Source organism: Aquabacterium sp. (assembly GCF_048860245.1).
In the GTDB taxonomy this organism is placed as follows: Bacteria; Pseudomonadota; Gammaproteobacteria; order Burkholderiales; family Burkholderiaceae_C; genus Aquabacterium.
On sequence record NZ_JBLIZW010000027.1, the window covers coordinates 1 to 25530 of the forward strand.

A 25530-nucleotide genomic window follows, 5' to 3' on the forward strand; every position below is an offset into this window, starting at 1 on the left:
TGGTTACGAGGAACTGTTGTCGTCGGGCATTGTCCTGACGGGCGGCTCGGCGGTCATGCCCGGCATGGTCGAACTGGCCGAAGACATCTTCCTCAAGCCCGTACGCAAGGGGACGCCCTTGTATTCGGGCCCCCTCCACGACATGGTGGCCAGCCCTCGGTCGGCCACCGTCATGGGCTTGCTGGAAGAGGCAAGACTCGCGCGTACGCGTGGGATGAAAGCGGCACAACAGGCGGGGTCGGTTCAGACCCTGTTCGGTCGTGTCCGTGACTGGTTTGTGGGCAATTTCTAAAAACCTGGACTTGGATCCAATTTCTACAGGCAACTGCTTAAAGTAAGAGAGAGGTAAGACATGCCAATCGAGATGATCGAAAACTTCGACGCGGGCACTCAGATCAAGGTGATCGGCGTGGGCGGTGGCGGTGGTAACGCTGTCGAGCACATGATCTCCGAGGGGGTGCAAGGTGTGCAGTTCATCTGCGCGAACACCGATTCCCAGGCTCTGAACCGTTCCAGCGCCGAGGTCCACCTGCAACTGGGCAATTCCGGTCTGGGCGCTGGCGCCAAGCCTGAAGTGGGCAAGGCCGCCGCCGAAGAGGCCGAAAGCCAGATCCGCGAGTCCCTGGAGGGCGCGCACATGGTGTTCATCACCGCTGGCATGGGTGGTGGCACCGGCACGGGCGCTGCACCGGTCATCGCCAAGGTGGCCAAGGACATGGGCATCCTGACCGTGGGCGTGGTCACCAAGCCTTTCGAATTTGAAGGCAACCGCCGCACCAAGCAGGCTGACGCCGGCCTGGCCGAGCTGGAAGCCAATGTGGACTCGCTGATCGTGGTCCTCAACGAGAAGCTGCTGGAAGTGCTGGGCGACGACGTGACCCAGGAAGAAGCGTTCGGCAAGGCCAACGACGTGCTGAAGCACGCTGTGGGCGGCATCTCCGACATCATCCACATTCCCGGCCTGGTGAACGTCGACTTCCAGGACGTGAAGACCGTCATGAGCGAGCCTGGCAAGGCCATGATGGGCACCGCCACGGCAGGCGGCCCTGACCGTGCCACCAAAGCGGCCGAAGCCGCCGTGGCTTGCCCGCTGCTGGAAGGCATCGACCTGTCTGGCGCGCGTGGCGTGCTGGTGCTGATCGCCGCTTCCAAGTCTTCCTTCAAGCTGGCCGAGTCGCGCACGGTCATGAACCGCATTCGCCCGTACGCTGCCGAAGACGCCCATGTGATCTTCGGTACCGCGTATGACGAAAGCCTGGGCGACCAACTGCGTGTCACCGTGATCGCCACGGGTTTGGCTGGTGCCAAGCGCCAACAAGCGCCGATGACCGTGGTGCACAGCGTGCCCGCGCAGCAAGTGTTTGCGCGTACCGGTACCGACAACATTCCCGTGTTGACTGATCCGGTTGCGCAAGCTCACCCGGCTCACCAAGTGCCTGGCCTGACCATGGGTCGTGCCGGTGGCAATGACTTCAGCGGTCTGAACACGCCGAGCGTGTGGCGCAGTGGTCGCACACAAGCTGCCGCCAAGGTCGACGCACTGCAGAGCAACGGCATGGACGAGATCGAGATCCCTGCCTTCCTGCGTCGTCAGGCTGACTGATCGGTCGCAAGTCTCTCTCTACGTTGCCAAGTTTTTCCCCTGTGCCTTGCCCGGGCGCAGGGGGCTTTTGGCCCACCAGGTCCGATGCCTGTGTGATCAATCGAATCGATGGGTGCCCTCCGACAAGGCCTGCCACAGCGCGGTCGTCATGGGGATGTAGCCTTCCGGGCTGAGTACGAACAACGCGTCGCTGATGACGCTGGGGTTGTACGCCTCTTTCTTGAGTGCCACCTTGCTGTACTTGAATGTGACCGTGACGTCCTGTGAGCGACGCACGCGCAAAAACAGCGGTACGGCATAGCGCGGCAGATGCTGGCGCAACTGCTGAGCCAGTTCGATGCCGTTCAGTGATTCGCCTTTCAAGCTGATGGCCGCCATGCCGGCGCGTCCGTCTGCGCCGGGCACCTCTACGCCATACACCACAGCCTCCTCAATCTGAGGCAGGTGCGACAGCACGCCTTCCACTTCGGTGGTCGCGACGTTTTCGCCCTTCCAGCGGAAGGTGTCCCCGAGTCGGTCCACAAACTGGATGTGATGCCAGCCCTGGTCGCGCACCAAATCGCCGGTGTTGAACCAGGCATCCCCTTTGCTGAAGACGTCTCGCAGGACTTTGGCGTCTGTGGCCTTGCTGTCGGTGTAACCATCCAGCGGCGCACGGTTGGTGATCTCGGTAAGCAAGAGACCACTGTGGCCGGTGCGCACCCGTTGCATGTGCCCCTTGCGTCCGCGGCGTGCTTGTTCGGTTTCCTGGTCGACTTCAACCACCGCGTAAGACAGCGGACACAGTCCAGTGGTCTTGGGCAGGCCCAACACATTGATGAACGCCACGTTGCATTCGCTGGCGGTGTAAAACTCGGCGATGTGCTCAATGCCGAAACGCTCGCTGAATGCATCCCAGATGTCCGGACGCAAGCCGTTGCCAATCATGCGCTGGATGCTGTGTTGGCGGTCGAGCGCGCTGGGCGGCTGGTTGAGCAAATAGCGGCAGAGTTCGCCGATGTAGCAAAAGGCGGTTGCCTGATGGCGCTGCACATCGGCCCAGAAGCCGGAAGCGCTGAACTTGCGAGCGAGCGCCAGGCATGCACCCGCGCCCATGGCCGCGCCCCACGATACCGTCAACGCATTGTTGTGATACAGCGGCAGCGGGCAGTACAGCACATCGTCGGGGCGAAGGCGCAGCCCCAGTCCGCCCAAGCCCGCCAGGCAACGATGCCAACGGTAGTGGGACATCACCGAGGCCTTGGGCAAGCCTGTCGTGCCGGACGTGAAGATGTGGAAACAGGGTTGATGCAGCCGAATCAGGTCGGTGTGCGGTGGATTGCTGCTGGCCGACTGTGACAGCCGCGTGCGCGCGTCCATCAAACCCGAGGGGCAGGGCTCGTCACCGTCCCACCACCATTGCTCGCACAAGGCGGCGCGCTCACTGGCGTCCAGACTCATCAGGGCGGGCAGGCACTCCTGTCCGACAAAGGTCAGCCGAGGTCGTGTGATGCGCAGGCTGTGTGCCAGGGCATCGCCCCGTTGCTGGTTGTTGATGAGCGTGGCCACCGCCCCCAGCTTGACAATGCCCAGCACGAACGCCAGCACCTCGGGCCGGTTGTCGAGCAGGATGCCCACGGCATCTCCACTGCGAATCCCCGCGGCATCCAGCGCCCAGGCGCAGCGGTTGGCCCATTCATTGAGTTCACGATAGGTCCAGCGACGCCCTTCAAAGGCCAGCGCGGGGCGGTCCGGATACCGGGCGGCCTGGTCGGCCAGTGTCTTGCCGATGGAGCCAATGCGGTCAGGCTTGGTCAGGATCAGCCGCACCAAACCCTTGAGCGTGTGTGACAAGTCGTTCAAAACGAGCTGACGCACGCCTTGCAGCAGGGTGCCCAGGCGGATGGTGGCGGGGGAGGGGGTGGACGAACGCATGTCGCCAGTCTAGGGGGCGCCGCCGACGTGGCGTGGCGGGATCCCCTGGGTCGCGGGAAAACCAGGGGCGAGATCAGTCGCCGCGCGGTAGGCCGTTCAGTGCGTCTTCGCGCGCTTGGGCCACCGCTTGCCCGATGGCCGGGCCTTTCAGGCCTTGGGCGATGGCCGCGGCCGAGATGCTCCCGGTGTCCACCGACAGCGCGAGCGACAGCGCCTGCTGCAGGCGCGTTCGGGCAGGGTAAGGGGCGTCCTCCAGACCGAGTCGCCCACGCGCATCGCATTCGCAGGCGAGGAGCACCTCTTCAAACCGCTGCGGCTTGCGAATCGCATCGCAGCGTTCCAGCAGACGCAGCACGGCCGCCGCATGGAGCTCGCCGCTGCGGTGGATGTTGCCATGTTCACGGGCGACCACATCGGCCAGCTCGCGACAATCGTTGGGGATGCGTAAGCGATCGTTCACCCGCTTGAGCAACTGCGCGCTGCGACCTTCGTGCCCAATGTGGCGCGGCAGCACGTCAGCCGGCGTGGTGCCTTTGCCCAGATCGTGCCCCAGGCAGGCGTAGCGCACGGTGAGTGGGGCTTGCAGGCGAGCAGCCATGTCCAGCACCATCATCAGGTGCACGCCGGTGTCGACTTCGGGGTGATATTCGGCGCGCTGGGGTACGCCCCACAAGGCGTCGACCTCGGGCAACAGTCGGGTCAGGGCACCGCAGGCTCGCAGCACCTCGAACATGCGAGATGGCTTGGCTTCCATCAGGCCACGCGCTAACTCCTGCCATACCCGCTCGGGCACCAGATGATCGACCTCGCCATCGGCCACCATCTGGCGCATCAGGGCCAGCGTGTCGTCGGCCACGGTGAAGGTGTGAAAGCGGGCGGCAAAGCGGGCCAGTCGCAGGATGCGTACCGGGTCTTCGGTGAACGCCGCCGATACGTGACGCAGCACGCGGGCGGCCAGATCCTGTTGCCCGCCGTGTGGGTCCACGATCTGACCGGTCAGGGGATCTTGCGCCATCGCGTTGATGGTCAGGTCGCGGCGGATCAGGTCCTCTTCCAGCGTGACGTCGGGCGAGGCGTAAATCTGAAAGCCATGGTAGCCATGGCCGCTTTTGCGCTCGGTGCGGGCCAAGGCGTATTCTTCGCCGGTTTGCGGGTGAAGGAAGACCGGAAAGTCTTTGCCGACCGGGCGGTAGCCGGCGGCCACCATCGCCTCGGGCGTGCTGCCCACGACGACCCAGTCCCGGTCGCTGCCACGGATGCCCAGCAGGCCGTCACGTACGGCCCCGCCAACAAGGTAGATCTGCATGGGGCTCAGTGTAGCGAGCGCGGCGTCAGGGCGCAGCGTGGATCAGGCTGCCTTCACCATCGCGGCCAGCGCGACGTATTCCGCCACGGGCACTTCTTCGGCGCGGCGTTGCAGATCGAAGTCGGTGCTCAGTCCGTGCTCGGTGATCCAGGCTCCCAGCGTGTGGCGCAAGATCTTGCGACGCTGAGAGAAGGCCACGGCCACCATCTTTTCGAACACGGCCAGGTCCACTTGCGGCGGATTGGGCAGGGGCACCATGCGCACCACGGCCGAGTCCACCTTGGGCGGTGGGTCGAACGATTCAGGCGGCACGGCCACGACGTTCTCCATGTCGTAGCGCCATTGCAGCATCACACTCAGGCGGCTGTAGTCCTTGTTGCCGGGCGAGGCCACCATGCGGTCCACCACTTCCTTTTGCAGCATGAAGTGCTGGTCGACCACGTGGTCGGCAATGGGCAGCAGGTGAAACAGGATGGGACTGGAGATGTTGTAGGGCAGGTTGCCGATGATGCGCAGCTTTTGGCCGGCATCGGTGGCGAGTTGCGCGAAGTCCACCTTCAGGACGTCGGACTCGATCACGTTGAGCTCGCTGCGCTTGCGCAGGCGGGCGGCCAGATCGCGGTCAAGTTCGACCACGGTCAGGCGTTCGCTGCGCTCGACCACCGGATTGGTCAGCGCGCCCAGGCCGGGGCCAATCTCGACAAGGGATTCGCCGGGACGCGGCGCAATGGCGCGCACGATCTCGTCAATGACGCCGTGGTCGACCAGAAAGTTCTGGCCAAAACGCTTGCGCGCAACGTGTCCACCGCCACCTTGGACCGGGCGTTTGCCGCCTGGGCGAGCGGGCTTCTTGCGAGGATCAAGGCTCATCGCGCATCTCGATCCAGGCGGCCGCACGCAGTTCGCGTGCCCACTCTTCGTACGTGCCTTCAAAACGGCGCTCACGCAGGACGGCGCGAGCGGCTTCGCGCTTTTGCTCGTCACTGAGTTGCACTTCACGGCGCTCGATCAGCTGGATCAGGTGGACACCGTAGCGGCTGACCATGGGCTCAGAGATCTGGCCGGGTTGCAGCGTCAGCAGCACCTTTTCGAATTCCGGCACGAATTGGCCAGGCGAGGCCCAGCCCAAGTCGCCACCCCGTGCGCCGCTGCCATCTTCGGAGTATTGGCGGGCCATCTGCGCAAAGCTGGCTTGACCGCCCACGATTTGTTTGCGGATGTCGGCCATGCGTGCCAGTTGGTCCTGGGTGCTGGTTTGGGGCGTGGTGCGCAGCAGGATGTGACGGGCACGCTGCTGGGTATAGGTGGCCTGCGCGCTGTCTTCGCGTTCCAGCACCTTGACGATGTGGAACCCTGCATTGGAGCGCACGATGGGGGCAAGGCCGCCCACCTTCACGCCGTCCACCGCCTTGAAAAAAATGTCAGGAAGGCGATTGACTGGGCGCATGCCCACGCCGCCACCCTGATCGCGAGTGCCTGGGTCGTCGGAGTTGTCCTTCACGAGTTGGGTGAAGTTGACGCCGCGTGCAGCCTTCTCATGCAGGTCTTGCGCCTTGGCCAGCAGGGCCGCCACTTGCTTTTGCGTGGCTTTTTCGGGGACCGCCACCAGGATGTGCGCCAGGTTGAGTTGCACTTCGTTCTTGGCCGCAGGATCGCTGGCAATGAAAGCGTCAATGTCGGCGTCGGTGATCTGGATGCGGCCGTTGACTTCGCGATCGCGCAGGCGTTGCAGCAAGATCTGTTCGCGCAGGCTGGTGCGGTAGCGTCCGAAATCCAGGCCGTCACCCTGCATGCGCTGGCGCAACTCGGCCAGTGTCAGCTGGTTTTGTGCGGCGATGTTTTCAATGGCGGTGTCCACTTCTGCGTCAGACACGGCCATGCCCAAGGTGCGGGCCTGAGAGACTTGCACCTTTTCATCGATCAACGCATCCAGCACTTGCTGGCGCAGCTCATCCGGTGGGGGCAGGCGGGTGCCGGCCGGGGCCGTTTCCTGGATGCGGCTGATGCGCTTTTCAACATCCGTGTGGGTGATCAACTCCTGGTTGACGACCGCGACGATGTAATCCGAGGTGATCTGCATGCCCTCGATCTTCAGCTCGGTGCTGAGGTTGCCCACGACCGGAATGCGTGGGTTGACCGTGGGGGCATCTTTGCTGCGCAGTTGGGCCCAGGCCGGCGTCAGGCTGCCGAGCACCAGGCTCAGGCACAGGCCATGCACCAGGGGGCGCATGCGGGGCATCGAGAAAAGATCAATCATCTTCAGGGAATGGCGAGGTGCGGTTGACCACAGGCATGCTGCTGTCGCGCAGCAGTTTGTAGCCTGGGATATTGTCCTTCAATGTGCGCAGGGGGTTGGAGCCCAGCGCAAGGCGTGACAGGCCGATCAATTCCAGCTGGAACATCAGGCGGCTGGTGGCTTTGGTTTGACCCACGGCGACCCGTTCCAGCACGAAGCGACCAATCCAGCAGCCCGCGTCGTATTCGAAGCCGGCCAGTGTGTTGATCAGGCGTTCGTCGCGCAGGCTATAGGTGAGGCGGCCCACGCTGTACCAGGCACCGCCGCAACTGTTGGCGGCGGGGACTGCTTTTTGCGCGGCTGCATTCAGGTCGGGCGACGAGGCCAGACTCATCATCTGCTGCACGTCCGGGGCGCGGCCTGCGAACGGCCATTGCCAGCCCAGTTCGATCTGCTCGCTGCTGTCGCGGGTATAGCGATAGGTGGCGCCGATGGTGCGCCACGCACCCGGCGAGTAGCGCACCCCGATGGTGGCCTGCTGCATGTGGTGGTTTTGCGCACCCAGCTGCGTGGTGCCGTCCATGTACCAGTTGGGGACCACCGAGGTGGAGCCCAGCAACAGCATGTCGGACAGGCGCTGGGTGATGGGCTCGGTGCCGTTGGGGTTGATGCGCTGGTCCGAGAGCAGCAGCTTCTGGATCACACCCAGGCGCAGGGCTTCGGCGCCGGTGCGGGCGTCGAGCATGCGGGTCGTGGCACCCAGTGTGACCTGGTTGGCATCGGACACGCGATCCACGCCGGTGAAGGCGTTTTCGCTGTAGATGGCGTACTGGTTGAAGTCGCGTGGCGCGCTGTCAAACAGGGGCAGGATGCTTTGGTCCTTGTACGGCGTGCGCACGTACTGGATGCGCGGCTCCAGCGTCTGGATCAGGTCGCGGTCAAACAGGTTGACGTTTCGCTCGAAGGCCATGCTGGCATCCAGACTGAAGGTCGGGATGGTGCGGCTTGCGGATTTGCTGCCGTTGCTCAGCGACTGATCCAGATCGTAGTGGACCGATTGGGCCGACAGTGCGGGCGTCAGTGTCAGCCCGCCCAACTCGAACATGCGCGAAATGCGGCCGGTGGCATGCACGCGGTTGCCCGAAACCTTGTCCTGATCGGCATTGGTGAACCGGTTGAATTCACCCTGCAGTTGCCAGATCAGTCCGCGGTCGTTGCCGCTGCGGCTCATCACGCCCAGTTGGGGGGTGCGGCGATAGGGCGTGTCGATGCTGCTGAGCGTCGGGTCGCTGGGGGGCGCCAGATCTTTGAGCGTTTGCCAGGTCTGGACCGCACCGTACAGCGTGGTCTGGCTGTCGCCCAGGCCCCAGTTGCGTTCATTGAGCACCCGCTCAATGCGTGCGTTGCTGTCGTACAGGCGCGGGGTCTTGGACGGCAGATCGTGCGAGAAGTCTTTCCAGTAGTCGTCGTCCGACACCCGGGAGATATGCAGCGAATAGCTGGTTTCGGACAGCGTACCTTGGCGCAAGGCACCCTTGTGAGTGATGTCCACCATGCCACGCGAGCGGCCCGCCACGCGGTCATCCGGCAAGCCGAACAGGTTGATGGTGCCGGCGTCGTGCTCGGCCAGATAGCGGTACTCGAGGTCCAGCCCCATGCCGCGGCGGCTCGACAGCGTGGGCGCAATCGTGGCGTCCTGATCGGGCGAAATGTTCCAGTAATAGGGCAGGGCGAACTCGAACCCGCTCTTGCTGTCGAAGTAGAAGCTCGGCGGCAGCAGGCCGGATTTGCGAGCGTCACTCAAGGGGAACGTCAGCGACGGGGCGGCCAGGATGGGCACGCCTTTGAACCACACGACGGCATTCTTGGCCCGCCCTTCGTTGGCGGCGAAGTCCATGTCGACTTCGGTGGTGCGCAGTGACCAGTCGGGCTCACCGGGCTGGCCGTCTGCGGTGTTGTCTGGCGTGCAACTGCTGTAGCTGGTGTGGGTGGCACGAAGGCGGTTCTCGCCCAGGAATTCCACCAGATCGGCGCGACCGCCAGCCTGGGTGCGCGCGAACCAGAACTGCGGGCGAATGAACTGGCCCTCCAGTCGGTCGAGTTGCATGAACAACTCGGGGCCGACGAAAATGTTGCCTTGGCGCGTGATGCGAACGTGCCCCAGTGCGCGTGCCGTGTTGTCCCCTTGCGTGTGGGTCAGCTCGTCGGCCTTGAGCGTCAAATCGCCTTGTTGCAGCTTCACCTTGCCGGTGGCGCGTGTGCGCTCGCCGGCTTCGCCTTCCAGGTGGTCGGCTTCAAAATAAATGGGCTGTTCGCCCGCTTTGCCACCCGTGACGGCGCCTGGCAGCGCGAACGGAGCGGCGCCCTGGGCGTGGGCCGGCGCAGGCGTCCAGGCCAGTTGACTGACCAGGAAGCCAGCGGCCAAAGCGACAGGTGTCCAGCGGGCGTTGAGGCAGAAAAGTGTGCGGGCCAAGGGTCGGGTCACGGTGAGTTTTTTTGCGGCGCAGAGAAAGCTCAGGCTCCGCCTGCGCCACCACGAGCCGGCCTTGCCTAAAATCGACGCATTATTTCATGTTGCCCGCCTGCGGGATCATCCATGTCCGACGTGTCGACCGCTTCTGTTCCAGATTCTTCTCAGCCTAACCTGAATTCGGCCATTCATTGGGCCGATCCGGCTCGCCAGGCCGCTTTTGCCGCCTGGTTGCAGGGCCAGACCGCCCGCCACGGCTTGCGGCCGGAGACGGTGCGTTCGGCCAGCTCCGACGCCAGCTTCCGACGCTACTTCCGTGTGGATGGCGCGCAAGGCTCGCTGATCATCATGGATGCGCCGCCCGCGCAGGAAGACTGCAAGCCCTTTGTGCAGGTGGCGCGTTTGCTGGAGGCAGGCCAGGTCGGCGTGCCGCACATCCTGGAATGGGATGAAGCTCAGGGCTTCATGCTGCTGTCGGATCTGGGTGCGCACACGCTGCTGTCCACGCTGACGCCGGATCAGCCCTACGCGACGGGCAACCGTGCGCGCTACAACGAAGCACTGGAAGAGCTGATCCGCATTCAGCACATCCAGGCAGCCGATCAGCTCAAGCCCTATGACGACGCGCTGCTGCAGCGTGAAATGGACCTGCTGCCCGAGTGGTACCTGACGAAGCTGCGCGGGCTGACCCTGACGCCTGAGCAGCAAACCATGCTCAGCAACACGTTTGAGCTGATCAAGTCCAAGGTCTTGTCGCAGTCCAGCGTGCTGGTGCACCGCGACTACCATTCGCGCAACCTGATGGCCAACCCGACCGATCCCAAGGCCCGCCTGGGTGTGATCGACTTCCAGGATGCGGTCTGGGGCCCCATCACCTATGACCTGGTGTCGCTGCTGCGCGATGCCTACGTGATGTGGGACGAAGACGTGCAAATTGATTACGCCGTCCGTTTCTGGGAAAAAGCGCGCAAGGCCGGTCTGCCCGTGCCGGAGGACTTTGGGGATTTCTGGCGTGATTTCGAGTGGATGGGGCTGCAGCGCCACCTGAAGGTGCTGGGCATCTTTGCGCGACTGGCCCTGCGCGATGGCAAGCAGCAGTACCTGGACGACATCCCCCGTGTGTGGACCTACGCCCACCGCGTGTGCGCACGCTACCAGGGGCTGGGGCCGCTGTTGCGCCTGTTGGAGCAGGCTGAGGCGGCCAATGGCGGGGAGCAAACCCAGGTCGGTTACACCTTCTGAGTCTTTCTGCCTTGTTTATGGGGGAAAAACTGCGCAAAAAAGCGGCAACAAGCGGATAATCCGGCCCTGATGAATTCAATTACCCCCTCTGCGGCAGACGCCGCCGAAGCCGCTGGCCAGAGCGCCCCGGCCCCCGAGGCACCCGCCCGTTTCGACACCCTTGCCCTCGACGCCAAGCTTTTGCGCGCCATCGAGGTGCAGGGCTATGCCCACATGACCCCCATTCAGGCCAAGGCCATTCCGGTGGTCCTGGCTGGGCGTGACGTGATGGGTGCGGCGCAAACCGGCACCGGCAAGACGGCCGCTTTCTCGATCCCCTTGCTTCAGAAGATGCTGAAGCACGAAAACGCCAGCATGTCGCCCGCCCGTCACCCGGTGCGTGCCGTGGTGCTGGCGCCCACACGTGAGTTGGCTGACCAGGTGGCCAACAACGTCAAGGCCTATGCCAAGCAGACCAATCTGCGCGTGGCCGTGGTGTTTGGCGGCATGGACATGAAGCCCCAGACGGCCGAGCTGAAAGGTGGCGTGGAAGTCCTGATCGCCACGCCGGGGCGTTTGCTGGACCACATCGAAGCCAAGAACTGCAACCTGTCTCAAGTCGAGTACGTGGTGCTGGATGAGGCCGACCGCATGCTGGACATCGGCTTCCTGCCCGACCTGCAGCGCATCCTGAGCTACCTGCCCAAGCAGCGCCAGACCCTGCTGTTCTCGGCCACGTTCTCGCCCGAGATCAAGAAGCTGGCTGGCAGCTACCTGCAAGACCCCGTGCTGGTCGAGGTGGCTCGCCCCAATGCTACGGCCTCGACCGTGGAGCAGCGCTTCTACAAGGTCGATGAAGACGACAAGCGTGCCGTGATCCGTCAGGTCCTCCGTGATCGCGACATCAAGCAGTGCATCGTGTTCGTCAATTCCAAGCTGGGTGCCAGCCGTCTGGCTCGCGCGTTCGAGCGCGATGGCCTGAAGACCGCGGCCCTGCACGGCGACAAGTCGCAAGACGAGCGTCTGAAGTCGCTGGAAGCCTTCAAGAAGGGCGAAGTGGAAGTGCTGGTGGCCACCGATGTGGCGGCGCGCGGCATCGACATCGCGGCGCTGCCGGCGGTGTTCAACTTCGACATTCCTTTCAACGCCGAAGACTATGTGCACCGCATTGGCCGGACCGGTCGCGCGGGCGCCAGTGGCTTGGCTGTGTCGCTGGTGACCGGCCATGACGGCAAGCTGATGGGCGACATTGAAAAGCTCATCAAGAAAAAGCCCGATGTGGAGCCCTTCGAGCTGGAGCGCCGCTATGGCCGCAGCGACCGTGGGGATCGTGGCGAGCGCAGCGAGGGCTACCGCCGCGAGCGTCGTCAGGACGACGACCGCCAGGGCGACGGCGGCATGTCGCGTGCGTACGCACCGGTGCGTCGCCAGACCCCGGTGGATCCCTTCTTTGACAAGCCTTACGAGGCCGACTTGTCGGCTGAGCCCGCAGATTGGGACAAGAAAGCGGCTGCTCCGGTGCCCTCATCGCAAGGCGCGGGGCTGTCTCGCTTCATCAAGCCCAAGCGCAAGGTCGCAACCTTGCTGGGCGGCACTGGGACGGCCTCGTCCCGTCGCTGAGGCAACGGGCTGCCCGTCAGGGCAGCTCCACGGCCCCCATGCGTGCCGCGATGACCGCCGAACGGCTCTGGATGTAGCCTGAGCCGGGCTGTTTTTCAAACCGCTTCGGGGCCGGCAGCATGACGGCCAGACGGGCGGCCTGGATGCTGCTCAGCTGCGCTGCGTCCACGTGGAAGTAATGTTGGGCGGCCGCTTGGGCGCCGAACACGCCTTCGCCCCACTCCACGTTGTTGAGATAGATGTCCAGGATGCGTTCCTTGCTCAACAGGCCTTCCAGCATGAAGGTGATGGCAAATTCCTGACCCTTGCGCAGCAGGCTGCGCTCACTGCTCAGAAACAGGTTCTTGGCCAGTTGCTGGGTGATGGTGGAGCCGCCAATGATCTTGGGCGTGGCAGGCGTGGCCGAGGGGGGCGGTGGTGGCGTGCGTCCGCGCTTCTTGGCCCGTTCTACGGCGCGCTCATAGCGGGCCTGGATGGCAGCCTGCGCTTTCTGCGCCCGCTCCTTGGCCTGACTGTTCTTGCGCCAGGCATTCTCCAGTGCATCCCACTCCACGCCGGGGTGATCCACGAAGTTGGCATCTTCTGAGGCGATCACCGCGCGTCTCAGGTTGTTGGCGATGTCACCATCGTCTCGCCAGGTCTGGCTCCAGGCCAGTTGCCCCTGCTCGCCCACGATCCGTCGGATTTCACTGCGCTGGAACGCGGTGGATTGGGGCGCCAGCACCGTCATCGCGGCGATGCGCAGCAGGAAGTACAACTGCAAGCTGACGCCACTCAATATGAACAGGACGAGGAGGCGCCAGAGGGTGCGCTTGGACGACATCATGGGGTGCGCAGGCAAGGGTCAGTGAGGCTGGGCGCCGTCCACCAGCGCACGCATGTGGGCCAGCACGGGGGCGGTGTCGGGGCGAACGCCGCGCCACAGCGCGAAGCTCTCGGCGGCTTGCTCCACCAGCATGCCCAGACCATCGCGGCCCGTGGCGCCATGGGCGCGGGCCCAATCCAGGAAGGCTTGCGCGGCAGGACCGTACATCATGTCCAGGGCCAGGCAGCCGGGCTTGAGCACTTCGGGGCCGACCGGGATGCCGCTGCCTGAAAGGCTGGCGGCGGTGCCGTTGATGAACACGTCAAACGCCGTCCCCGGCAGATCAAGGCCGCGCGCCAGCAGCGTGACGCCGTGTTGATCGGCCCACTGGGCGTGCCGCTGGACGAGCTCTTCGGCTTTGGCCACGGTGCGGTTGGCCACCACGATTTCAGCCGGATGGGCCTCGATCAGCGGCCCCAATACGCCAGCGCTGGCGCCGCCCGCGCCCAGCAGTAGCACACGTTTGCCGGCCAGTGAGACGGCGGCGTTGACGGTGATGTCGCGCACCAGGCCCACGCCGTCGGTGTTGTCGGCCAGCCAGCCGTCGGCATCAAAACGCAGGGTGTTGGCGGCCTGTGCCAGTTCGGCGCGTGGCGAGCGGCGGGTGGCCAGCTCAAATGCTTCGAACTTGAAGGGCACCGTGACGTTGCAGCCTTTCGCGCCTTGCTCGGCAAAAGCGCGAATGTGCGGCTTGAAGGCGTCCAACGGGCACAGCAGGCGACCGTAGTCCACCGACTGGCCGGTCTGCTGGGCAAATTGGGCGTGGATGAGGGGCGAGCGGCTGTGTTCAACCGGGTTGCCCGCGACGGCATAGCGGTCCGCGGTGGTCATGTCAGGGCACATCAATCAGGGCTTGGGCTGGGCAGACAGGGGCACCTCGGTGGAGGTGGTCGCTTCCATGCCCGCTTCTCGGGTGAAGCGGAATCGGGACGAAATCAGCAGCAGGTCGCGGCCGGCCATCACTTCAGGGGGGACGCCGCCAAAGGGGCCTGCCAGCATCACGATGGCACGGGCCCGCTTGTCGAGCAGTTTGTTGCCCGAGCTGCGGGTGATGATGGCGTCAATGACCTTACCCTGACGGTTCAGCCAGGTCTCCATGACGAGCTCGCCGTAGAGCTTCTGGCCATTGACGATGGGGAAGTGCTCGGTGCCGGCCCGCTCCACGCGGGTACGGAAGGCGCTGTAGTACAGGGCATCGGCCGACTTCATGGTGGCCGGGCTAAGGTAACGCTTCTTGGGGCGGGCGTTTTCCTCGTTGATGCGTTTTTCGATTTCAGCCAGCAGCTTGGTCAGCTGGCGGCGGTGCTCTTCTTCGGCGCGGGCCTGAGCGGTTTCGGTCTTGTCACGCGGTTGCGGCGGGGGCAGCGCGGCCAGTTCGTTGCGGATCATGGCCAGCAGATGCTGCTGCTCCTTTTGCATCTGCTCGATCATGCGCGTCGTTTGCTCGACCGAGTCCCCGGTTTCGCTGTCTGGCGAAGGGGGCAGGGGCGAGGTGGCGCGTCCGGCCTTGGCTTCGCCACCTCCGGTGAGGTTTTGCTGAGCCAGGGCCTGGGCCTTTTCGGGCGCGGCCTCGGTGCCCGCGTTGACCAGGATCACCTCCAGCGGGGTGTCCTTGAAGGTGCGGTTGAAGCCCTCCGGGTCCACCAGCCGGAAGCTGAACAAGCCGATGTGCAGCAAGGCCGAGCCCCCCAGGCAAATCTGCAGCAGGGTCAGACGGTTCCAAAAGGCGCGAAGGCGTTGCAGCATCCGTGGTGTTCCGTGTCAGGCGGCGGGAGCCTCTCCGGCTGGCGCCTCGGCGTCGTTGACGTCGATGGCCAGGGTCAGGGGTCCTGCATTGTCCAGCACCTCGTCGTCGCCTTCGTCGCCGGATTCACCCTCATCTGTGGTGCCGGCCTCATCCAGTCGGGCGACGACGCTGGCGTGCACGTCCAGGGTCAGCAGGTCGACACCGGTGATGCGCACCCGCACGCGGGCATGACGCGGCAGGCTGTCGGCCCCGATGGCCTTGAACACCAGCGGCAGGCTGTCGGCGCGGACCAGACCGTTGACCATGACGGCGCAGTCCAGTTCGGTCAGGTCTTGCTGGCCCAGGTACTTCAGGGTCCAGTAGCGCTCCATGCTGGACTGGAAGCCGTTGTAGGTGCTGTAGGCCGTGTCGAAGTTGGAGATGATGGCAAACAGTTCTGCATCCTTCGGCTTGAAGGGGGCGGCCAGGGCGGCGGTGCGGCCGTTCTTGGCGCAGGCCACGATTTGCCACTGGTTGACCAGGTCCACATAGCGACGCAACGGCGAGGTGGCCCAGGTGTACTGCGCCACGCCCATGCCGGCGTGCGGCAAGGCCTTGGTGCTCATGCGCACCTTGATGCCGGGCTGCAAGCTGGCCTGACTGCGGTAAATGCCGGGCACACCCAGTTCGGCCAGCCAGCCGCCCCAGGTGCTGTTGGCCAGAATCATGGCCTCGGCCACGATGAGGTCCAGCGGGGCGCCGCGCAGGCGCGTGCCGATGATGACTTGCTCGTCGCCCTGAGGCTCGATGCCGTCGCTCATCGTGTTGGTACCGGCTTCGCTCACCAGCTTGAAGGTGTAGTCGGGGCGGTTGAAGTTTTCAGGCTTGCCGCGCACCACTTCTCGCTGGGCCTTGAGGTGCTTGGCCAGTCGGAAGGCAAAGGCCAGTTCGGCCGCAAAGGCGTAGTCGGCCGGGGCTTCGCCGGTCAGCGTGGGCTCGGTGATGACGCCATCCAGCTTGTCGTGGCGCAGGTTGGCCGCAATGGGCACGCGCTCCAGCTTGGTTTCGCTGCCCTTGCGTTCGAGTGTGGCCTCATCAAATGTGACGTACAGCGACACGGCCGGGCAATCGCGCCCTTCTTGCAGAGTGTAGGTCTGCACGACTTCGTCGGGCAGCATGGTGATTTTGTGGCCCGGCATGTACACGGTGGACATGCGCGCACGCCCCACCTGGTCCACCGGCGAGCCCGGCAGGATGGCCAGGCTGGGGGCGGCAATGTGGATGCCATAGGTGACGGTGCCGGTGCCCAGGCCTTGAACGGACAGCGCATCGTCGATCTCGGTGGTCATCGAGTCGTCGATGGAGAAGGCCTGCACCGCAGCGACGGGCAGTTCGTCCTTGATGGGGGGCGCTTCCAGCGCCGGGAAGCCTGCCCCCTTGGGGAAGTTCTCGAACAGGAAGCGCTTCCAGTGGAACTGGTAGGGGCTGTCGATGGCGCCGGCGCTCTTGAGCAGATCCAGCGGGGCACGCTGTGTGGTCTTGGCGGCCTCGACCACGGCCTTGTACTCCGGTCCGTTCTTGTCTGGCTTGAACAGGATCTTGTAGAGCTGGTCCTTGATGGGGGCGGGACAGGTGCCCGCTGCCAGCTCATCCGCCCAGGCGGCAATTTGCAGGGCTTGCTGCTTCTTGCGCTCAATGGCCAGCAGGGCCTGCTTGAGGATGTCTTCCGGGGCCTTCTTGAAGCGGCCCTTGCCACGACGGTGGAAGTAGTGCGGCGTCTCGAACAGGCGCATCAGCATGGCCGCCTGCTGGATGGCATCGGCGCTGGCGCTGAAGTATTCCTTGGCCAGGTCGTCGAAGCCGAAATCTTCCTCGGGCGCCACTTCCCACACGAGGTCGACATCGATGTCGCTGCTCATGGCTTGCGCCTGCGCCACCAGTTCGGCCGGGGTCGGCTTGGCAAACTTGATCAGCACATTGGCGGCTTTCACCTTGACGCGCTTGCCCGAGTCGAGCTCGATTTGCATCGAGGCATCGGCTTCAGACATCACGCGGCCAGCCAGGAACTTCCCGGCGTCATCAAACAGAGCAAACATCGATCAGCGATTCTGGAGTCAAGGCTGCGATTGTCCCATCTTGTTGGAGGGCAAACCGAGCCAGCCCAACACCTCATCCACGTATTGCGTGAACTCACTGATGGCGTGGTCGCTGCCGTCGAGCAGCTTGATGGCCGCCCCCTCGTAGTGCGCCACCATTTCACGCCAGTCCAGCACCTCGTCGCCCTCGGCAATCAGTGCGTGATAGCGCTCGGGGTGGGGCAGGGGGTAGGGATCCATCGCCTCGAATTGCCCGATGAATTCGGCGCGGAAGAAGAAACGGTCAGCCGGATTGTGAAAGTGGGTCTGCTCGCCGATGTAACGCGCCAGATCACGGGCCGGCGCCACCGCAGGGTTGATCACCACCGCAGGGCACCCCAGTCGTTCGGCCAGCACCGTGGCATAGAACCCGCCCAGGGACGAGCCGATGACAGCCATGCGGTCGCGAGGCCAGTCGTTCACCGTGGCCAGCATGACGGCCAGCGCGTCGTCGGGGGAGGGGGGGAGTTGCGGGCAGGCCCACGTGAGAGGCTGATCCGGTTGCGAGCGGCGCTGGATGGCCGCTTCCAGGATGCGCGCTTTGTTGGATTGGGGGGAGGAGCGAAAGCCGTGCAGGTACAGCACATGCGTCGGGGTGGACTGGGTCATGGCGAGGCTCATCGTGGGGTGGGCGACATGGTGCGCATGTTGTCACAAGCCCTGGCGTGGCGGGAGGTCTGGGCTATCCTTGAACCTGTGTTCTCAAGAAGAAGGCGCCAAGCCATGTCCGTGAAATTCAAATCTCAAGCCACCGCCGATTTGCTGATGCTGCAGGCGCCGGCCGAAGCGCTGCTGCGCTTGCTGGGCAAGGGCGACAGCCTGGCCCAAGGCATTTTGGAGGTCAAGGACATGCCGGCAGCCTTGCGGGTGTTGCACGCCATCACCGACGAGCGGGTGGAGCTACCGCCCTCGGCGCCGGTGGCTGAGCCGTCCGACGATGCCGACGATGAGCGCGCCCCCGCCTTTGGGGATGAGCCGGTCAGCCTGCGGCAGCGTGCCTGGCCGTTCATTCAGATGATTGAGCGAGCCCTTGCGGCAGACAAGCCCATCGTCTGGGGTGTGTGAGCCAGTCGCCAGACTCAGGCATGATGACGTCATGTCAGATCGCGTCACCCGCCTCCTTTTGATCCGCCACGGCGAAACCGCCTGGAACATCGACTCGCGCATTCAAGGGCATACCGATATCCCCTTGAACGATGTGGGGCGATGGCAGGCTGAACGTGTGGCCCTGGCCCTCGCTGACGAGGGGGTTGATGCGGTTTTCAGCAGCGATTTGCAGCGCGCTCGGGACACGGCCGAAGCGATTGCGCGAACCGTTTCACGACCTTTGCAACTGGACGCACAGTTGCGTGAGCGGCATTTTGGGCGGCTGGAGGGGCTGACGCATGGCGAAATCCATGCGCAGTGGCCCGATGACGCTCGCCGCTGGCGAGACCGTGACCCTCATTACGGACCGGACGGCGGTGAAACGTTAAGCGCGTTTTACGAGCGCTGTGTGGGCGCCTTGCGTCGTGTGGCCGAAGCGCACCCGGGGCAGACCGTGGTGGTCGTGGCGCACGGCGGGGTCCTGGATTGCTTCTATCGGGCGGCCACCCATGTCGCGCTAGAAGCCCCCCGGACCTGGAAAATCACCAACGCCAGCATCAACCGTGTGCTGTACAGCCCGGAGGGCTTCAGCTTGGTGGCGTGGGCCGATACCCGTCATTTGGACGCCGATGGCGGGCTCGACGAGGCGACCGACGGCGTGGTGGCGCCGGCCTGACGCCAGCCGGCAAAAAACAGGTCGATGCACTTCAGGCCTGTTTCGACCAGATCAAAACTGTCGGGCGTGAGCAGCCATTCGTGAATCAGGCCGTTGAGCATGGCCTGGTAGCTCAGGGTGGCGATGCGGATGTCCAGCGCCTCGGGTAACTCACCTTGCGCTTGTGCCTTGCTGAGGGCGGTCAGCAAGTGTTGCTGGCAGCTGCGGTGAATGTCCTGATGATGGTCCCGGATGCCCAGCAGGTCGTCCACGTATTCCACCTTCTGGTGGGCGATGTCGAAGACCCTTCGCGTGCGAGGGTCATGCGCAATGCGATGCAGGGCATCGTGTGCGGAGCGGCGCAACTCGGCCAAGGGGGATTGCTCGGTGTGCGCCAAGGCTTGCAGCGACTCTTCCATGGGCGAAGCCGTGCGTTCCATCATGGCATTGAACAATTCCGACTTGTCTTTGAAGTGCCAGTACACCGCGCCCCGTGTCATGCCGGCCGCCTTGGCGATATCCTGTAACGAGGTGCGTGAAACGCCGCGTTGCGCAAACAGCAACTCCGCCGCGTCCAGCAGGGCTTCGCGGGTTTGTTGGGCGTCTTCTTTGGTTCGGCGCATGTCGGTGAGTAAAAAACCGTGAATGGACTGAGGTATTGTCGCGCAGTTCACAACATACATGCATGAATGTATGTATAGTGCCATTCAATATAGTTGACCAGGCAAATAATTTTTTGAGGTGCCCCATGGCCAGTCGTGATGCAAAGTCGTTCGCGCGGACGAAAAAAGATGAAATCCTGAAGTGGACCGCCAACTCGGTGGGCATGCTGGCACTGTGTGCGCTGGCTGCCGCGATGTTGACGGGCTGCGGGGACGACAAAGGCGGCAAGGCGGCTGCGCCGGCTGGTGCACCCGGTGGCATGCCCCCAGCGCAGGTCGGGGTGATCAAGGTCGCGCCCACCAGCGTGCCGGTGATGAGCGAGTTGCCCGGTCGACTGGAGGCCGTGCGCACAGCACAGGTGCGTGCCCGTGTGGCCGGCATCCTGCAAAAGCGCCTGTTCACCGAAGGTGCCGATGTGAAGGCCGGTCAACCGCTGTTCCAGATTGACCCGGCCACCTATCAGGCTGCGCTGGACAGTGCTGTGGCGGCGCAGGCGAAGGCCGAGGCCAATCTGGCACAAGCTTCCGCGCTGGTGGATCGCTATCAGCCGCTCAACGCGGCCAAGGCCATCAGCCCACAAGAATTCCTGAACGCGCAAGTGGCACAACGCCAGGCGCAGGCGGATGTCGCGTCGACCAAAGCTGCTGTGCAGACGGCCCGCATCAACCTGGGCTATGCCGGCGTATCGGCGCCCATTTCGGGCCGCATCGGCCGTGCCCTGGTGACCGAAGGCGCCTTGGTGGGGCAGGGGGATGCCACCCAGTTGGCGGTGATCCAGCAAATCAACCCGCTGTATGTGAACTTCACGCAATCGGCCAACGAGGTCATCAAGCTGCGTGCGGCCCTGAAGGCGGGTTCGCTCAAGCGCATGGGCGCGGATGCGGCCGAGATCCGCGTGGTGCTGGATGACGGCAAGGAATACCCCTTGCCCGGCAAGCTGCTGTTTTCTGACCTGAGCGTGGACGCCACCTCGGGCCAGGTGTCGCTGCGCGCCGAGTTGCCCAACCCCGACGGCTTGTTGTTGCCCGGCATGTATGTGCGTGTGCGTCTGGCGCAAGCCCAGGTCGAGGGCGGCATCATGTTGCCCCAACAGGCCGTGACCCGCAGTGGTCAGGGCGACACCGTCATGGTGGTCGATGACAAGGGCATGGTCGCGCCGCGTCCCGTGCAACTGGGCGGTGCCAAGGGCAACCAGTGGGTGGTCCTGGGCGGCTTGAAGGCCGGTGAGCAGGTCATGGTCGATGGCTTCCAGAAGATGATGAATCCGAAGGCGCCCGTGAAGGCCGTGCCTTGGACCCCACCCGCACTGCCTGGTACGCCGCCTGCCATGGGGGCGGCTTCTGCGGCATCTGCTGCTTCGGCCGCCTCGCGCTAAGACGGGAGCTCAGTCATGCCACGTTTTTTCATTGACAGGCCCATCTTTGCCTGGGTGATCGCGCTGTTCATCCTCATCTTTGGCGGGGTGGCCATCACGCAATTGCCCATTGCGCAGTACCCCACGGTGGCGCCGCCATCGGTGGTCATCAGTGCGACCTATCCCGGAGCTTCGGCCAAAACGCTGGACGAATCCGTCATCAGCGTGATCGAGCAGGAACTCAACGGTTCGCCCGGTCTGGCTTACATGGAATCGGTCAGCCAGGCCAATGGCACGGGCTCGATCACCGTGACCTTCGAGACCGGCACCAACATCGACCTCGCGCAGGTGGATGTGCAAAACCGCTTGTCGCGCGCCACACCTCGCCTGCCGGCGGCGGTGACGCAGCAGGGCGTGAAGGTCGACAAGTCGCGCAGCAACGTGCTGATGTTCGTGATGCTGTCGTCCGAGAACCCGGCCTATGACCCGGTGGCGCTGGGCGACTACGCCTCGCGCAACATCCTGCCCGAACTGCAGCGCGTCAAGGGCATCGGGCAAGTGCAATTGTTCGGCACCGAGCGCGCCATGCGCGTGTGGGTCGATCCGGCCAAGCTGGTGTCGTACGGTTTGAGCCTGTCGGACGTCAATGCCGCCATCAAGGCACAAAACGCCTTGGTGCCCGCCGGTGCGTTGGGCGACCGTCCCAACCTGATCGACCAGACCATGACCGCCACCGTGGTGGTCAACGGTCAGCTGGAAAACACCGAGCAGTTTGGCAACATCGTGTTGCGCGCCAAGTCGGATGGCTCGACCGTGCGCCTGAAGGATGTGGCCCGCCTGGAACTGGGTGCCCAGACTTATGGCACCTATGCCCGCCTCAATGGCAAGCCCGCGCTGGGCATGAGCATCCAGCTCTCGCCCACCGGCAATGCGCTGGAATCGGCCAAGCTGGTCAAGGCCCGCATGGCCGAGTTGCAGAAGTACTTCCCGCAAGGCGTGAGCTACTCCTTCCCGTATGACACCTCGGGTTTCATCGAGGTGTCGATCAGCCAAGTGGTCGAGACCCTGGTCGAAGCGGTGATCCTGGTTTTCCTGGTGATGTACCTGTTCCTGCAGAACTTCCGCTACACCCTGATCCCGACGATCGTGGTGCCTGTGGCCTTGCTGGGCACCTTCGGCATCATGCAGGTGGCGGGTTTCTCCATCAACGTGCTGACCATGTTCGGCATGGTGCTGGCCATCGGTATCCTGGTGGACGATGCCATCGTGGTGGTCGAAAACGTCGAACGCCTGATGGCGCAAGAGGGCCTGTCGCCTTATGCCGCCACCAAGAAGGCCATGGGCCAGATCAGTGGCGCCATCATTGGCATCACCGTGGTGCTGGTGTCGGTGTTCATCCCGATGGCCTTCTTCTCGGGCTCGGTGGGCAACATCTATCGACAGTTCTCGCTGTCGATGGTGGCATCCATGCTGTTCTCAGCATTCTTGGCCCTGTCTTTGACGCCGGCCCTGTGCGCGACGCTGCTCAAGCCCGTGCCCGAGGATCACCACGAAAAGACCGGTTTCTTCGGCTGGTTCAACCGCTTCTTCACCTCGACCACCCATGGTTACGAGGGCGTGGCGGCCAAGCTGGTGCACCGTGGCGGGCGCGTGCTGATCCTGTACGCGTTGATCGTCGGTGTGGTGGGCTGGTTGTATGTGCGCATGCCTGCCGCCTTCCTGCCCAACGAAGACCAGGGCAACCTGATCGTCAACGTGCAATTGCCCCCTGGTGCCACAGCGCCACGGACCGAGGCTGTGATCTCTCAAGTGGAAAACTATTTCCAGAAGCAGCCGGAAGTGCAGTCGGTGGTCGGTGTGGTCGGCTTCAGCTTCTCCGGGACGGGCCAGAACGCCGCCCTCGCATTCGTGACCCTGAAGGACTTTGCCGAGCGCAAGGGTGAGGTGCACTCGTCCCAGGCCGTGGCCAAGCGTGCATTCGGTGCCCTGATGGGCATCCGCGATGCCTTCATCTTCCCCCTGAACCCGCCTCCGATTCGCGAGTTGGGCAATGCCACCGGCTTCTCGCTGCGCCTGCAAGACCGTGGTGGCTTGGGGCATGACGCGTTGCTGGCGGCCCGTAACCAGATGCTGGGCATGCTGTCTCAAAGCAAGGTGGTCACGGGTGTCCGTCCGGACGGCCTGGAAGATGCGCCACAGTTGCAGCTCGACATCGACCGCGACAAGGCCTATGCCCTGGGCGTGAGCTTTGATGCGATCAGCTCGACCTTGTCGACCGCACTGGGTTCGTCTTACATCAACGACTTCCCGAACCGTTCCCGCATGCAGCGTGTGGTGGTGCAGTCGGACGCGCAGGCCCGCATGCAGCCCGAGCAGCTCATGCAGATCAACGTGACCAACAGCGCAGGTCAAACTGTGCCTTTGTCGGCATTCATGTCGGCACGCTGGGTCACGGGTCAGATGCAAGCGGTGCGCTACAACGGCTATCCGTCCATGCGTCTGGCGGGCGACGCCGCTGCGGGCTTCAGCACGGGCCAGGCCATGGCCGAGGTCGAAGCCCTGGCCGCCAAGTTGCCTCCGGGCATTGGCATCGAGTGGACGGGTTTGTCGCGTGAAGAACAGCTGTCGGGCTCGCAGGCCACGGCCTTGCTGGTGTTCTCGCTGCTGGCCGTGTTCCTGTGTCTGTCGGCTTTGTACGAAAGCTGGTCGGTGCCGTTTGCCGTGATGCTGGTGGTGCCGCTCGGTGTCCTCGGCTCCCTGTTGGGCGCCACCCTGCGCGACCTGCCCAACGACGTGTTCTTCAAGGTGGGCCTGATCACCATCATTGGTCTGTCGGCCAAGAACGCGATCCTGATCATCGAGTTCGCACGTGAACTGCAAGCCAAGGGCATGGGTGTCATCGAAGCCACCCTGCAGGCCTGCCACCTGCGCTTCCGTCCCATCATCATGACCTCCTTGGCCTTCATCCTGGGCGTGTTGCCCCTGGTGATCGCCAACGGTGCCGGCGCCGCCAGCCAGCGCGCCATTGGTACCGGTGTGATGAGCGGCATGATCGCGGCCACGGTGTTGGCGGTGTTCTTCGTGCCCGTGTTCTTTGTGGTGGTGCGCCGTTTCTTCCCGGCCAAGCCCACGCAGTCCGAATTGGAGTCTCGTCATGAATAAGTCGTCGATCACCGTGAAGGCCTTCACCCGCCCCACGTTGCTGGCGCTGCTGGTGGCGAGTGCGCTGTCCGGATGCTCGCTGGTGCCCACCTATGAGCGCCCCGAACTGGCCGTGCCGGCCACCTTGCCGGTTGCGGAAACGGGGGGCGCGTCGGCTCCTGCGAGCAACGTGGCACAAGTACCGTGGACGCAGTATTTCCCGGATGCCCGGCTGCAAGGCCTGATTCGCCGCGCGCTCGACAACAACCGTGATCTGCGTGTCGCGGTGCTCAACATCGAGCAGTTGCGCGCGGCCTATCAAATCCAGAATGCCGACCGTTTCCCTACGCTCAATGGCGTCATCAACGGATCACGTGGGCCGTCCAGTGCCTCGCCTTATCCCTTGACCACGTCTTTGACTGGCGGGGTGTCGCTGGCTTCCTTCGAGCTGGACCTGTTTGGTCGCGTCAAGGCGCTGAGCGATGTGGCATCGGCCCAAGTGCTGGCCTCCGAAGAGGCTCGCAAGAGCGTGCACATCAGCCTGGTGGCGTCCGTGGCCAATGGCTACTACGCCCTGTGGGCTGACCGCTGGCAGCTGGCGCTGGCCGAACAAACCTTGGCCACACGGCAAGACTCGCTGCGCTTGCTGCAGTTGAAGTTTGACAATGGGGTGCTCAACGAGCTGGATTTGCGCTCGGCGCAATCGCTGGTTGAAGCGGCCAAGGTCACACGTGCACAGGCTCAACGTCAGTGGGCTCAAGATGTGAGCGCCTTGAGTGTGTTGCTGGGTCAGTCTGTGCCCGCCGATTTGCTGCCACCCGCGCCGCAGCTGGATGCCCAGTCTCTGGGTCGCACGGCCAACAGTCAGGCGGCCGCACAGGTGGTGCAGGGCACTTTGTGGCCTGCGCTGAGTGAGTTGCCAACGGGGTTGTCGTCGGACGTGCTGCTGCAGCGTCCTGACATTGCACAGGCCGAGCAACAGCTGATCGCCGCCAATGCCAACATCGGGGCCGCGCGCGCCGCACGTTTCCCGCGCATCAGCCTGACAGCCAGTGCCGGGGTGGTGAGCGACTCGCTGTCGGGGCTGTTCGATGACGGGCGCAATGCCTGGAACTTCGCCCCATCGCTGTCTGTGCCCCTGTTTGACATGGGCCGCACTGCGGCCGGTGTCGACAGCGCCAAGGTCAAGCGGGACATGGCGGTGGCGCAGTACGACAAGGCCGTGCAAACGGCCTTCAAGGAAGTGGCGGATGCCTTGGTGGCGCGTCGCACCTATGCCGAGCAAGCCGATGCCCAACTGGCTCAAGCCCAGGCCGAGGCGGCCCGACTGCGTCTGGCCACCCTGCGCTACGACACGGGTGTGGCCAACCAACTCGACCTGCTGGATGCACAGCGTAGCCTGTTCACGGCCCAGCAGGCCTTGATTGCGGCGCAACTGGCGCGTCAGCAAGCCCACATCTCGGTCTACAAGGCTTTGGGTGGCGGTTGGCTGGATCGTGCTGCGCAGGAAACGGCGTCGGCATCGCGATAATCAC

19 protein-coding genes and 1 pseudogene are annotated in these 25530 nt (G+C 64.0%); 9 read left to right on the top strand and 11 right to left on the bottom strand.

Features of this window, described 5'->3' with window-relative positions; genetic code table 11:
• Together ACMV18_RS02565 and ftsZ are read left to right on the top strand one after the other, a co-directional pair.
• Nucleotides 1-292, top strand: a pseudogene (locus ACMV18_RS02565) (cell division protein FtsA); the annotation flags it as partial.
• A gap of 60 nt (nucleotides 293-352) precedes the next feature.
• The gene (ftsZ, locus tag ACMV18_RS02570; protein ID WP_374257504.1) at nucleotides 353-1603 is read left to right on the top strand and encodes a cell division protein FtsZ; all 1251 of its coding nucleotides are present in this window, start codon (nucleotides 353-355) and stop codon (nucleotides 1601-1603) included.
• 96 nt (nucleotides 1604-1699) lie between these two features.
• Here ftsZ and ACMV18_RS02575 read toward each other — a convergent pair whose 3' ends face one another.
• The 5 genes from ACMV18_RS02575 to ACMV18_RS02595 form a co-directional block, all read right to left on the bottom strand.
• Nucleotides 1700-3517, bottom strand: a complete 1818-nt coding sequence (locus tag ACMV18_RS02575; RefSeq protein ID WP_420816572.1) for a long-chain-acyl-CoA synthetase — start codon at nucleotides 3515-3517, stop codon at nucleotides 1700-1702.
• A gap of 73 nt (nucleotides 3518-3590) precedes the next feature.
• A complete protein-coding gene (locus tag ACMV18_RS02580) occupies nucleotides 3591-4823 on the bottom strand; it encodes a multifunctional CCA addition/repair protein (RefSeq protein WP_420816573.1) in 1233 nt (410 codons plus the stop codon).
• A 42-nt stretch (nucleotides 4824-4865) separates the two neighbouring features.
• Complete coding sequence (rsmA, locus tag ACMV18_RS02585) at nucleotides 4866-5693, bottom strand: 16S rRNA (adenine(1518)-N(6)/adenine(1519)-N(6))-dimethyltransferase RsmA (RefSeq protein ID WP_420816574.1); 828 nt, start codon at nucleotides 5691-5693, stop codon at nucleotides 4866-4868.
• Nucleotides 5683-7080 (bottom strand): peptidylprolyl isomerase, encoded by a 1398-nt coding sequence (locus ACMV18_RS02590; protein ID WP_420816575.1) that lies wholly within the window; start codon nucleotides 7078-7080, stop codon nucleotides 5683-5685. The genes rsmA and ACMV18_RS02590 overlap by 11 nt, the downstream gene beginning before the upstream one ends.
• Nucleotides 7073-9532, bottom strand: a complete 2460-nt coding sequence (locus tag ACMV18_RS02595) for an LPS-assembly protein LptD (protein WP_420816576.1) — start codon at nucleotides 9530-9532, stop codon at nucleotides 7073-7075. Before ACMV18_RS02595 ends, ACMV18_RS02590 begins: the two co-directional genes overlap by 8 nt.
• 123 nt (nucleotides 9533-9655) lie before the next feature.
• Here ACMV18_RS02595 and ACMV18_RS02600 point away from each other — a divergent pair, with 123 nt between their 5' ends.
• The gene (locus ACMV18_RS02600; protein ID WP_420816577.1) at nucleotides 9656-10771 is read left to right on the top strand and encodes an aminoglycoside phosphotransferase family protein; all 1116 of its coding nucleotides are present in this window, start codon (nucleotides 9656-9658) and stop codon (nucleotides 10769-10771) included.
• Nucleotides 10772-10840: 69 nt separating this feature from the next.
• On the top strand, nucleotides 10841-12370 hold the full coding sequence (locus ACMV18_RS02605) for a DEAD/DEAH box helicase (protein ID WP_420816578.1): 1530 nt from the start codon (nucleotides 10841-10843) through the stop codon (nucleotides 12368-12370).
• 16 nt (nucleotides 12371-12386) lie between these two features.
• Here the strand turns inward: ACMV18_RS02605 and ACMV18_RS02610 are convergent, their stop codons facing one another.
• From ACMV18_RS02610 to ACMV18_RS02630, 5 genes are read right to left on the bottom strand one after another with little or no spacing between them, the layout of a single operon-like run.
• On the bottom strand, nucleotides 12387-13196 hold the full coding sequence (locus ACMV18_RS02610) for a transglycosylase domain-containing protein (protein WP_420816579.1): 810 nt from the start codon (nucleotides 13194-13196) through the stop codon (nucleotides 12387-12389).
• 18 nt (nucleotides 13197-13214) lie between these two features.
• Entirely contained in the window at nucleotides 13215-14066 is an 852-nt protein-coding gene (aroE, locus tag ACMV18_RS02615; protein WP_420816580.1) for a shikimate dehydrogenase, read from the bottom strand.
• 15 nt (nucleotides 14067-14081) lie between these two features.
• On the bottom strand, nucleotides 14082-14981 hold the full coding sequence (locus ACMV18_RS02620; RefSeq protein WP_374256244.1) for an energy transducer TonB family protein: 900 nt from the start codon (nucleotides 14979-14981) through the stop codon (nucleotides 14082-14084).
• 15 nt (nucleotides 14982-14996) lie between these two features.
• Nucleotides 14997-17057, bottom strand: a complete 2061-nt coding sequence (locus ACMV18_RS02625) for a ribonuclease catalytic domain-containing protein (RefSeq protein ID WP_374256243.1) — start codon at nucleotides 17055-17057, stop codon at nucleotides 14997-14999.
• A gap of 18 nt (nucleotides 17058-17075) precedes the next feature.
• On the bottom strand, nucleotides 17076-17705 hold the full coding sequence (locus ACMV18_RS02630; RefSeq protein ID WP_420816581.1) for a YqiA/YcfP family alpha/beta fold hydrolase: 630 nt from the start codon (nucleotides 17703-17705) through the stop codon (nucleotides 17076-17078).
• Between the two features lie 114 nt (nucleotides 17706-17819).
• Between ACMV18_RS02630 and ACMV18_RS02635 the strand changes: the two genes are divergently transcribed.
• Together ACMV18_RS02635 and ACMV18_RS02640 are read left to right on the top strand one after the other, a co-directional pair.
• Complete coding sequence (locus ACMV18_RS02635) at nucleotides 17820-18161, top strand: DUF1840 domain-containing protein (protein WP_420816582.1); 342 nt, start codon at nucleotides 17820-17822, stop codon at nucleotides 18159-18161.
• Between the two features lie 31 nt (nucleotides 18162-18192).
• Complete coding sequence (locus ACMV18_RS02640) at nucleotides 18193-18858, top strand: histidine phosphatase family protein (protein WP_420816583.1); 666 nt, start codon at nucleotides 18193-18195, stop codon at nucleotides 18856-18858.
• Here ACMV18_RS02640 and ACMV18_RS02645 read toward each other — a convergent pair.
• A complete protein-coding gene (locus tag ACMV18_RS02645) occupies nucleotides 18798-19460 on the bottom strand; it encodes a TetR family transcriptional regulator (RefSeq protein ID WP_420816584.1) in 663 nt (220 codons plus the stop codon). The two genes, ACMV18_RS02640 and ACMV18_RS02645, sit on opposite strands and share 61 nt — an antisense overlap.
• 203 nt (nucleotides 19461-19663) lie before the next feature.
• On the opposite strand from ACMV18_RS02645, the gene ACMV18_RS02650 reads away from it, so the two are divergent.
• From ACMV18_RS02650 to ACMV18_RS02660, 3 genes are read left to right on the top strand one after another with little or no spacing between them, the layout of a single operon-like run.
• Nucleotides 19664-20875: an efflux RND transporter periplasmic adaptor subunit gene (locus ACMV18_RS02650; RefSeq protein ID WP_420816607.1), complete on the top strand. Its 1212-nt coding sequence runs from the start codon at nucleotides 19664-19666 to the stop codon at nucleotides 20873-20875.
• Between the two features lie 15 nt (nucleotides 20876-20890).
• Complete coding sequence (locus ACMV18_RS02655) at nucleotides 20891-24016, top strand: efflux RND transporter permease subunit (protein ID WP_420816585.1); 3126 nt, start codon at nucleotides 20891-20893, stop codon at nucleotides 24014-24016.
• Complete coding sequence (locus tag ACMV18_RS02660) at nucleotides 24009-25526, top strand: TolC family protein (protein WP_420816586.1); 1518 nt, start codon at nucleotides 24009-24011, stop codon at nucleotides 25524-25526. Before ACMV18_RS02655 ends, ACMV18_RS02660 begins: the two co-directional genes overlap by 8 nt.
• Nucleotides 25527-25530: the final 4 nt, after the last annotated feature.

Excerpts from the sequence above, each read along its gene's own strand:
- ACMV18_RS02630 (WP_420816581.1), bottom strand. The coding sequence starts at position 17,705 with ATGACCCAGTCCACCCCGACGCATGTGCTGTACCTGCACGGCTTTCGC.
- ACMV18_RS02650 (WP_420816607.1), top strand. The coding sequence starts at position 19,664 with ATGCTGGCACTGTGTGCGCTGGCTGCCGCGATGTTGACGGGCTGCGGG.
- ACMV18_RS02580 (WP_420816573.1), bottom strand. The coding sequence starts at position 4,823 with ATGCAGATCTACCTTGTTGGCGGGGCCGTACGTGACGGCCTGCTGGGC.
- ACMV18_RS02660 (WP_420816586.1), top strand. The coding sequence starts at position 24,009 with ATGAATAAGTCGTCGATCACCGTGAAGGCCTTCACCCGCCCCACGTTG.
- aroE (WP_420816580.1), bottom strand. The coding sequence starts at position 14,066 with ATGACCACCGCGGACCGCTATGCCGTCGCGGGCAACCCGGTTGAACAC.
- ACMV18_RS02645 (WP_420816584.1), bottom strand. The coding sequence starts at position 19,460 with ATGCGCCGAACCAAAGAAGACGCCCAACAAACCCGCGAAGCCCTGCTG.
- ACMV18_RS02655 (WP_420816585.1), top strand. The coding sequence starts at position 20,891 with ATGCCACGTTTTTTCATTGACAGGCCCATCTTTGCCTGGGTGATCGCG.
- ACMV18_RS02575 (WP_420816572.1), bottom strand. The coding sequence starts at position 3,517 with ATGCGTTCGTCCACCCCCTCCCCCGCCACCATCCGCCTGGGCACCCTG.
- ACMV18_RS02640 (WP_420816583.1), top strand. The coding sequence starts at position 18,193 with ATGTCAGATCGCGTCACCCGCCTCCTTTTGATCCGCCACGGCGAAACC.
- ACMV18_RS02635 (WP_420816582.1), top strand. The coding sequence starts at position 17,820 with ATGTCCGTGAAATTCAAATCTCAAGCCACCGCCGATTTGCTGATGCTG.
- ACMV18_RS02590 (WP_420816575.1), bottom strand. The coding sequence starts at position 7,080 with ATGATTGATCTTTTCTCGATGCCCCGCATGCGCCCCCTGGTGCATGGC.
- rsmA (WP_420816574.1), bottom strand. The coding sequence starts at position 5,693 with ATGAGCCTTGATCCTCGCAAGAAGCCCGCTCGCCCAGGCGGCAAACGC.
- ACMV18_RS02600 (WP_420816577.1), top strand. The coding sequence starts at position 9,656 with ATGTCCGACGTGTCGACCGCTTCTGTTCCAGATTCTTCTCAGCCTAAC.
- ACMV18_RS02625 (WP_374256243.1), bottom strand. The coding sequence starts at position 17,057 with ATGTTTGCTCTGTTTGATGACGCCGGGAAGTTCCTGGCTGGCCGCGTG.
- ftsZ (WP_374257504.1), top strand. The coding sequence starts at position 353 with ATGCCAATCGAGATGATCGAAAACTTCGACGCGGGCACTCAGATCAAG.
- ACMV18_RS02620 (WP_374256244.1), bottom strand. The coding sequence starts at position 14,981 with ATGCTGCAACGCCTTCGCGCCTTTTGGAACCGTCTGACCCTGCTGCAG.
- ACMV18_RS02610 (WP_420816579.1), bottom strand. The coding sequence starts at position 13,196 with ATGATGTCGTCCAAGCGCACCCTCTGGCGCCTCCTCGTCCTGTTCATA.
- ACMV18_RS02605 (WP_420816578.1), top strand. The coding sequence starts at position 10,841 with ATGAATTCAATTACCCCCTCTGCGGCAGACGCCGCCGAAGCCGCTGGC.